Below are 7,178 nucleotides of genomic sequence, written 5' to 3'. Positions count from 1 at the left end.
CCGAGGGGACGTGGGGGTATGTGCGCACGGAGCGCCGAGCGTCATCTGGCGTCTTTGGACTTGAGGCGGGGCGCAGGGATGGCGAGTACGCACATACCCCCCGCGGCCCCGCACCACCGACGCACCCAAGGCGCAGGCACCGCCAAGGCGCAGACGCCCACGCACCCGCCCCCGTGACGAAGGGGCCGCGCGGCACCGTTCAAGGGAGCGTTACGAAGTCGATCAGTTCTTCTACTCGGCCCAGGAGTGCGGGTTCCAGGTCCTTGTACGTGTGGACCGAGGACAGGATGTGCTGCCAGGCCGCGCCCGTGTTCTCCGGCCAGCCGAGGGCCCGGCAGACGCCCGTCTTCCAGTCCTGGCCCCGGGGGACGCGGGGCCAGCCCGCGATGCCCACGGAGGACGGCTTCACGGCCTCCCACACGTCGATGTAGGGGTGGCCGACCACCAGCGCGTGATCGCTGGTGACCTCCGCCGCGATACGGGACTCCTTCGAGCCGGGAACCAGGTGGTCGACGAGGACGCCCAGGCGCGCGTCCGGCCCCGGCGCGAACTCCGCGACGATCGCGGGGAGGTCGTCGATGCCCTCCAGGTACTCCACGACGACGCCCTCGATGCGCAGGTCGTCGCCCCAGACCCGCTCGACCAGTTCGGCGTCGTGACGGCCCTCGACGTAGATCCGCCCGGCCCGCGCGACCCGGGCCCGCGCACCGGGCACGGCCACCGAACCGGACGCGGTGCGCGTGGGCCGCGGCGGAGGCGCCGCCGCCACCGCGGAGGGGCGGACCAGCGTGACCGTACGCCCTTCGAGGAGGAAGCCCCGTGGCTCCATGGGGAAGACCCGGTGCTTGCCGAAGCGGTCCTCCAGCGTCACCGTCGGCCCCTGCGCCGTCTTCTCGCAGCGGATCACCGCCCCGCAGAACCCGGTGCTCAGCTCCTCGACCACGAGGCCGGCGTCCGCCGCCACCTCGGGCACGGCCTTCGGCTTCTTCCAGGGGGGTGTGAGGTCGGCGGAGTACTGGCGCATTCTGCCGACGATAGGAAGATCGGCCCCGGTCGGTGTCACGACACGCCGAAGCGACCGGCGAGAGCGGCACGCTGCGCACGGACAAAAGCCGCATCCACCACCGATCCGTGCCCGGGGACGTAGAGCGCGTCCTCGCCCCCGAGGTCCAGGAGCCGGTCCAGCGCCGCGGGCCAGTGCCGGGGCGCCGCGTCCGGCCCCGCCTGCGGTTCGCCCGACTCCTCGACCAGGTCGCCGCAGAAGACGACCTCCGGCCCGCCGTCGCCGTCGCGCACCAGGACCGCGAGGTCGTGCCCGGTGTGGCCGGGCCCGACGTTGGCGAGGAGCACCTGCGTGCCGCCGCCGAGGTCGAGCGTCCACTCCCCGCACACCAGGTGGTGCGGGCGGACCAGGAGGTCGGCCGCCTCCGCCGCCGCGTCCGCGGCAAGACCGTGCCGCACCGCGTCAGCGCGCAGTTCCTCGCGCCCCCTGGCGAACACCGTGTCGATGCCCACGGCGCCGTACACCTCCACGCCCGCGAACGCCGCCGCCCCGAGGACGTGGTCGAAGTGGGGGTGGGTGAGGACGAGGTGGGTGACCCGGCGCCCGCCGCCGAGGATCTCCCGGGCCCGCGTCCGCAGCCCGGCGCCCTCGGCGAGGCTCGCACCCGCCTCGATCATGAGGGCCGCGTCGTCGCCCACGACGAGCCCCGCCGTGCAGTCCCAGACGGGCAGACGGCACCGTCCCACGCGCGGTGCGAGCCGTTCCCAGCCCGCCGCTTCCCATGCCGGCTCCACGTCCATACGGTGACGCTAGCCGTTGTGTCGCAGGTCGGCAGCCGGTGCCGTACCCGTCGGCATGGCTCAGGGGGGTCCGGCCTTGCCCGGTGCGTACCCGGCGGCCGTACACTGACCTTTTGAAAGGCTGGCACTCACCCGTGGTGAGTGCCAGGCGGGGGGCTCGGGGGACACCGGAGCCCGTCGTGAACGACGGAGACAGCTGGAGGTGTGCGCGATGCTCAGTGAACGCAGGCTCGAAGTGCTGCGCGCCATCGTCCACGACTATGTGGGCACGGAGGAGCCCGTCGGCTCCAAGGCGCTCACCGAGCGGCACCGGCTCGGTGTCTCTCCGGCCACCGTCCGCAACGACATGGCGGCGCTGGAGGAGGAAGGGTTCATCGCCCAGCCCCACACCAGTGCGGGGCGCATTCCGACGGACAAGGGCTATCGGCTCTTCGTCGACAAGCTCGCCGGCGTCAAGCCGATGACCGCGCCCGAGCGCCGGGCCATCCAGAACTTCCTCGACGGCGCCGTCGACCTCGACGACGTCGTGGGGCGCACGGTGCGGCTGCTCGCGCAGCTGACGCGGCAGGTCGCCGTCGTGCAGTACCCCTCGCTGACCCGCTCGACGGTGCGGCACGTGGAGCTGCTCTCGCTGGCTCCCGCGCGGCTGATGCTCGTACTGATCACGGACACCGGCCGGGTCGAGCAGCGCATGATCGACTGCCCGGCGCCGTTCGGCGAGACGGCGCTCGCGGACCTGCGGGCGCGGCTCAACAGCCGGGTCGCCGGCCGCCGCTTCGCGGACGTGCCGCAGCTCGTGCAGGACCTGCCCGAGGCCTTCGAGGCCGAGGACCGGGGGACGGTCGCGACCGTCCTCTCCACCCTCCTCGAAACCCTCGTGGAGGAGACCGAGGAGCGGCTGATGATCGGCGGAACCGCCAATCTCACCCGCTTCGGACATGACTTTCCCCTCACGATCCGTCCCGTCCTCGAAGCGCTTGAGGAGCAGGTCGTGCTCCTCAAGTTGCTTGGTGAGGTGCAGGATTCGGGCATGGCCGTACGCATCGGTCACGAGAACGCCCATGAGGGACTCAGCTCCACGTCCGTGGTCTCGGTCGGCTACGGTTCGGGAGGCGAGGCAGTCGCCAAACTAGGCGTGGTCGGACCGACCCGCATGGACTATCCGGGAACGATGGGAGCAGTACGCGCAGTGGCACGTTACGTCGGACAGATCCTGGCGGAGTCGTAAGTGGCCACGGACTACTACGCCGTACTCGGCGTGCGCCGCGACGCTTCCCAGGACGAGATCAAGAAGGCCTTCCGGAGGCTGGCGCGTGAGCTTCACCCGGATGTGAATCCGGATCCGAAGACTCAGGAGCGCTTCAAGGAGATCAACGCCGCGTACGAGGTGTTGTCGGACCCGCAGAAGAAGCAGGTCTACGACCTCGGCGGCGACCCCCTGTCCCAGGCGGGCGGCGGAGGAGGCGCGGGCGGCTTCGGTGCCGGTGGCTTCGGCAACTTCTCCGACATCATGGACGCGTTCTTCGGGACGGCGTCGCAGCGGGGGCCGCGGTCGCGCACGCGCCGGGGCCAGGACGCCATGATCCGTCTGGAGATCGACCTCGAAGAGGCCGCCTTCGGGACCACCAAGGACATCCAGGTCGACACCGCCGTGGTCTGTACGACCTGCAGCGGCGAGGGCGCGGCCCCCGGGACGTCCGCCCAGACGTGTGACATGTGCCGCGGTCGCGGTGAGGTGTCGCAGGTCACGCGGTCCTTCCTCGGCCAGGTCATGACCTCGCGGCCGTGCCCGCAGTGCCAGGGCTTCGGCACGGTCGTGCCCACCCCGTGCCCCGAGTGCGCCGGTGACGGCCGCATCCGGTCGCGGCGCACGCTCACCGTGAAGATCCCCGCCGGTGTGGACAACGGCACGCGGATCCAGCTCGCGGGCGAGGGCGAGGTCGGCCCCGGCGGCGGCCCCGCCGGCGACCTGTACGTGGAGATCCACGAGCTGCCGCACGAGGTCTTCCAGCGGCGCGGCGACGACCTGCACTGCACCGTCACCATCCCGATGACCGCGGCGGCGCTCGGCACGAAGGTGCCGCTGAAGACGCTCGACGGCATGGAGGAGGTCGACATCCGTCCCGGCACGCAGTCCGGGCAGTCGATCCCGCTGCACGGCCGCGGTGTCACGCATCTGCGGGGCGGCGGGCGCGGCGACCTCATCGTGCACGTCGAGGTCCTCACGCCGACGAAGCTCGATCCCGAGCAGGAGCGGGTGCTGCGGGAGCTCGCGAAGATGCGCGGCGAGGAGCGGCCCACGGGGCAGTTCCAGCCGGGCCAGCAGGGGCTCTTCTCGCGCCTCAAGGACGCGTTCAACGGGCGGTAGCGCCCGGTACCGCGGGGCACCTCCCTCTCGGGGGGTGCCCCGCTTCCGTGTGCCCGGAAGGTGTGATTCGGTCGGGGCGGGAGGACGTGGCACGATGCCGTCATGTCCTCCGCACTGACCGATCTCTGCCGCCACCCGATCGTGCAGGCCCCCATGGCGGGCGGCGCGTCCGGCCCGCAGCTGGCCGCCGCCGTCTCCGAGGCCGGCGGGCTCGGGTTCCTCGCCGCCGGATACAAGACCGGCGACGGGATGTACCAGGAGATCAAACAGCTGCGGTCGCTGACGTCGCGTCCCTTCGGCGTCAACCTCTTCATGCCGCAGCCCGAGTACGCGGACACCGCCGCCGTCGAGGTCTACCGCAACCAGCTCGCCGGTGAGGCCACCTGGTACGAGACGGAGCTCGGCGACCCGGACAGCGGGCGCGACGACGGCTACGACGCCAAGTTGGCGATCCTGCTCGACGATCCCGTGCCGGTCGTCTCCTTCACCTTCGGGTGCCCGACCCGTGACGTCCTCGACTCCTTCGCGCGCGCCGGAACCTTCACCGTGGTCACCGTCACCACGCCCGAGGAGGCGCAGACCGCCCAGTGGTCGGGCGCCGACGCCGTGTGCGTCCAGGGCATCGAGGCGGGCGGACACCAGGGCACGCACAAGGACAACCCCGAGACCGACGGCGCGGGCATCGGGCTGCTGTCGCTGATCACGCAGGTCCGCGAGACCGTGCAGATCCCCCTCGTCGCCACCGGCGGGCTGATGCGCGGCGCGCAGATCGCCGCCGTCCTCGCGGCCGGCGCCGACGCGGCGCAGCTCGGCACCGCCTTCCTCGTCACGCCCGAGTCGGGCGCCCACGCCCTGCACAAGCAGGCCATGACCAACCCGCTCTTCGTGCGGACCGAGCTGACCCGCGCCTTCTCCGGGCGCCCCGCGCGCGGTCTCGTCAACCGCTTCATGCGTGAGCACGGCCCCTACGCGCCCGCCGCCTACCCCCAGGTCCACCACCTCACCAGCGGGCTGCGCAAGGCCGCGGCGAAGGCCGGTGACGCGCAGGCCATGGCGCTGTGGGCCGGGCAGGGGCACCGGCTCGCCCGGGAGCTGCCCGCCGGCCGCCTCGTGGAGGTCCTGGCCGCCGAACTGGCCGAGGCGAAGGCCTCGTCGGCCGGGGAGGGTGCCGCGTGACCGCCCCGGTCTTCGTCGTCGACCACTTCGACGCGGGCGACGACGGACGGTACGTCCTGGACGGCCCCGAGGGGCGGCACGCCGTCTCCGTGAAGCGGCTGCGCGCCGGTGAGGACGTCGTGCTGACCGACGGCGCCGGGCGCTGGGCGGACTGCGTGGTCCTGGACACCGAGGGCAAGGACCGGCTGATCGTGAAGCTCGACTCCGTCGCCGAGGAGCCCGAGGAGTCGCCGCGGATCACCGTCGTGCAGGCGCTGCCCAAGGGCGACCGCGGTGAACTGGCCGTGGAGACCATGACGGAGACCGGCGTGGACGCCGTCGTGCCGTGGACCGCGTCGCGCTGCATCACGCAGTGGAAGGGCGACCGCGGCCTCAAGGCCCTCGGCAAGTGGCGGGCCACCGCGCGCGAGGCGGGCAAGCAGTCGCGCCGGGTCCGCTTCCCCGAGGTGGCCGAGGCCGCGTCGACCAGGCAGGTCGCCGCCCTGCTCGCGGACGCCGACTTCGCGGCCGTCCTGCACGAGGAGGGCAGCGAGCCGCTGGCGACGGCCCCCCTCCCCGCGTCCGGGCACATCTTGCTGGTGGTCGGGCCCGAAGGGGGCGTGTCCCCCGAGGAGTTGGCGGTGTTCGCCGAGGCGGGCGCGAAGCCGTACCGGCTGGGCCCCAGCGTGCTGCGCACCTCGACCGCGGGCACGGCGGCCACGGCGCTGCTTCTGGGCCGCACGGGCCGCTGGAGCTGACCTTCCCGCGCCCCGCGCCCCGCCCGCCGGGGCCGCTTTCGGACACCCCGGAGCGGGCTCCGGACAAGTGGACACAGGACGCAATCCGGTCTACCGCACGGGGGTCCGTGGTGGCACCCTGCCGCCTATGGGGGCATTAAGGCGCATACGACACCGCTCGACACACCGCCCGGGCAAGCGCCCGGCGCACGGTCCGCCGTCGCGTACGCGCGGGCGGCGACTGGTCCTCGCGGCCTCGGTCGCGGCCGCCGCCGCGCTCGGGGCCACCGCGTGCGATCCCGTGGACGGCCAGATCAACACCTCCGCGGTCGCGATCACCACCGACGAGACGGGCACCAAGGAGCTGGAGCGGCAGGGCGTCGACGTGTCCTGGCTCAGCTGCACCGCCGGCTTCGAGGACAGAGTCACGCCGCAGACCGATTCGGCGACCTCCGACCCCGTGGTCAAGGTGGACTGCCAGGGTGAGACCGCCGACGGCACGGACATCACCATCAAGGGCCGGGTGTACTCCGTCGTCGACGGGGCCTGCGTGCGCGGCAACCTGACCGCCCGGGTCGGCAACAAGGAGTGGTTCCGCGTCGACGTCCTCGGCGACTGCGAGTCGGGCGGCGACAACGGCGACGGGAACGACAGCAGCGGCGGCAACGACAACGGCGGTAGCGGCAACGGCGGCAACGACGGAGGCCAGCCCTCCCAGGAGCCCTCCCACGAGGAGCCGCAACCCGGGCCCACCACGACCGTCACCGTGACCGCTCCTCCCGAGCACCAGCCCCAGCCGACCTGCAACTGCGTCCCCGGAAAGTGACCGAGCACCCCGCGCGGACGACCTCGGAGCAAGTGATCCAAACCGGTGTCGGCCCGCGCGGAGCCTGCTTAGGCTGGGCGATGTGACACAGACTGCGTACCTTCGTTTTCCGCACGTTCACGGCGAGTTGGCGACGTTCACGGCTGAGGACGACGTCTGGGTCGCGCCCCTCGACGGGGGCCGCGCCTGGCGGGTCAGTGCCGACAACATGCCCGTCAACCACCCCCGGATCTCCCCGGACGGCACGACCGTCGCGTGGACCTCCACCCGCGACGGTCGTGCCGTCCGG

At 72.5% G+C, this 7,178-nt stretch carries 8 protein-coding genes; 6 read left to right on the top strand and 2 right to left on the bottom strand.

Annotated features, from left to right (window positions below; genetic code table 11):
* Positions 1–199: 199 nt before the first annotated feature.
* The gene (locus AOK22_RS33600) at positions 200–1,024 is read right to left on the bottom strand and encodes a DUF3097 domain-containing protein (RefSeq protein ID WP_055702501.1); all 825 of its coding nucleotides are present in this window, start codon (positions 1,022–1,024) and stop codon (positions 200–202) included.
* Positions 1,025–1,059: 35 nt separating this feature from the next.
* The gene (locus AOK22_RS33595) at positions 1,060–1,803 is read right to left on the bottom strand and encodes an MBL fold metallo-hydrolase (protein ID WP_055702500.1); all 744 of its coding nucleotides are present in this window, start codon (positions 1,801–1,803) and stop codon (positions 1,060–1,062) included.
* A 211-nt stretch (positions 1,804–2,014) separates the two neighbouring features.
* Here AOK22_RS33595 and hrcA point away from each other — a divergent pair, with 211 nt between their 5' ends.
* The 6 genes from hrcA to AOK22_RS40355 all read left to right on the top strand — a co-directional run.
* Positions 2,015–3,031, top strand: coding sequence for a heat-inducible transcriptional repressor HrcA (hrcA, locus tag AOK22_RS33590; RefSeq protein WP_055702499.1), 1,017 nt, complete (start codon positions 2,015–2,017; stop codon positions 3,029–3,031).
* Positions 3,032–4,171 carry a molecular chaperone DnaJ gene (gene dnaJ / locus AOK22_RS33585; protein ID WP_055702498.1) on the top strand — a complete coding sequence of 380 codons (1,140 nt, stop codon included), beginning with the start codon at positions 3,032–3,034 and terminating at the stop codon, positions 4,169–4,171.
* 102 nt (positions 4,172–4,273) lie between these two features.
* The gene (locus AOK22_RS33580; protein ID WP_055702497.1) at positions 4,274–5,347 is read left to right on the top strand and encodes a nitronate monooxygenase; all 1,074 of its coding nucleotides are present in this window, start codon (positions 4,274–4,276) and stop codon (positions 5,345–5,347) included.
* Positions 5,344–6,084 (top strand): 16S rRNA (uracil(1498)-N(3))-methyltransferase, encoded by a 741-nt coding sequence (locus AOK22_RS33575; protein ID WP_055702496.1) that lies wholly within the window; start codon positions 5,344–5,346, stop codon positions 6,082–6,084. The genes AOK22_RS33580 and AOK22_RS33575 overlap by 4 nt, the downstream gene beginning before the upstream one ends.
* A gap of 280 nt (positions 6,085–6,364) precedes the next feature.
* Positions 6,365–6,889 carry a hypothetical protein gene (locus tag AOK22_RS33570; protein ID WP_055702495.1) on the top strand — a complete coding sequence of 175 codons (525 nt, stop codon included), beginning with the start codon at positions 6,365–6,367 and terminating at the stop codon, positions 6,887–6,889.
* Between the two features lie 82 nt (positions 6,890–6,971).
* Positions 6,972–7,178, top strand: a 207-nt coding sequence (locus tag AOK22_RS40355; RefSeq protein ID WP_425264099.1) for a hypothetical protein, incomplete at its 3' end; no start/stop codon positions are given.

The organism is Streptomyces silaceus (genome assembly GCF_001419745.1).
Lineage (GTDB): Bacteria > Actinomycetota > Actinomycetes > Streptomycetales > Streptomycetaceae > Streptomyces > Streptomyces silaceus.
Note: the sequence above shows the minus strand (reverse complement) of the source record. Positions and strands in the feature narration are given on the sequence as shown.

Excerpts from the sequence above, each read along its gene's own strand:
- AOK22_RS33595 (WP_055702500.1), bottom strand. The coding sequence starts at position 1,803 with ATGGACGTGGAGCCGGCATGGGAAGCGGCGGGCTGGGAACGGCTCGCA.
- AOK22_RS33580 (WP_055702497.1), top strand. The coding sequence starts at position 4,274 with ATGTCCTCCGCACTGACCGATCTCTGCCGCCACCCGATCGTGCAGGCC.
- hrcA (WP_055702499.1), top strand. The coding sequence starts at position 2,015 with ATGCTCAGTGAACGCAGGCTCGAAGTGCTGCGCGCCATCGTCCACGAC.
- AOK22_RS33600 (WP_055702501.1), bottom strand. The coding sequence starts at position 1,024 with ATGCGCCAGTACTCCGCCGACCTCACACCCCCCTGGAAGAAGCCGAAG.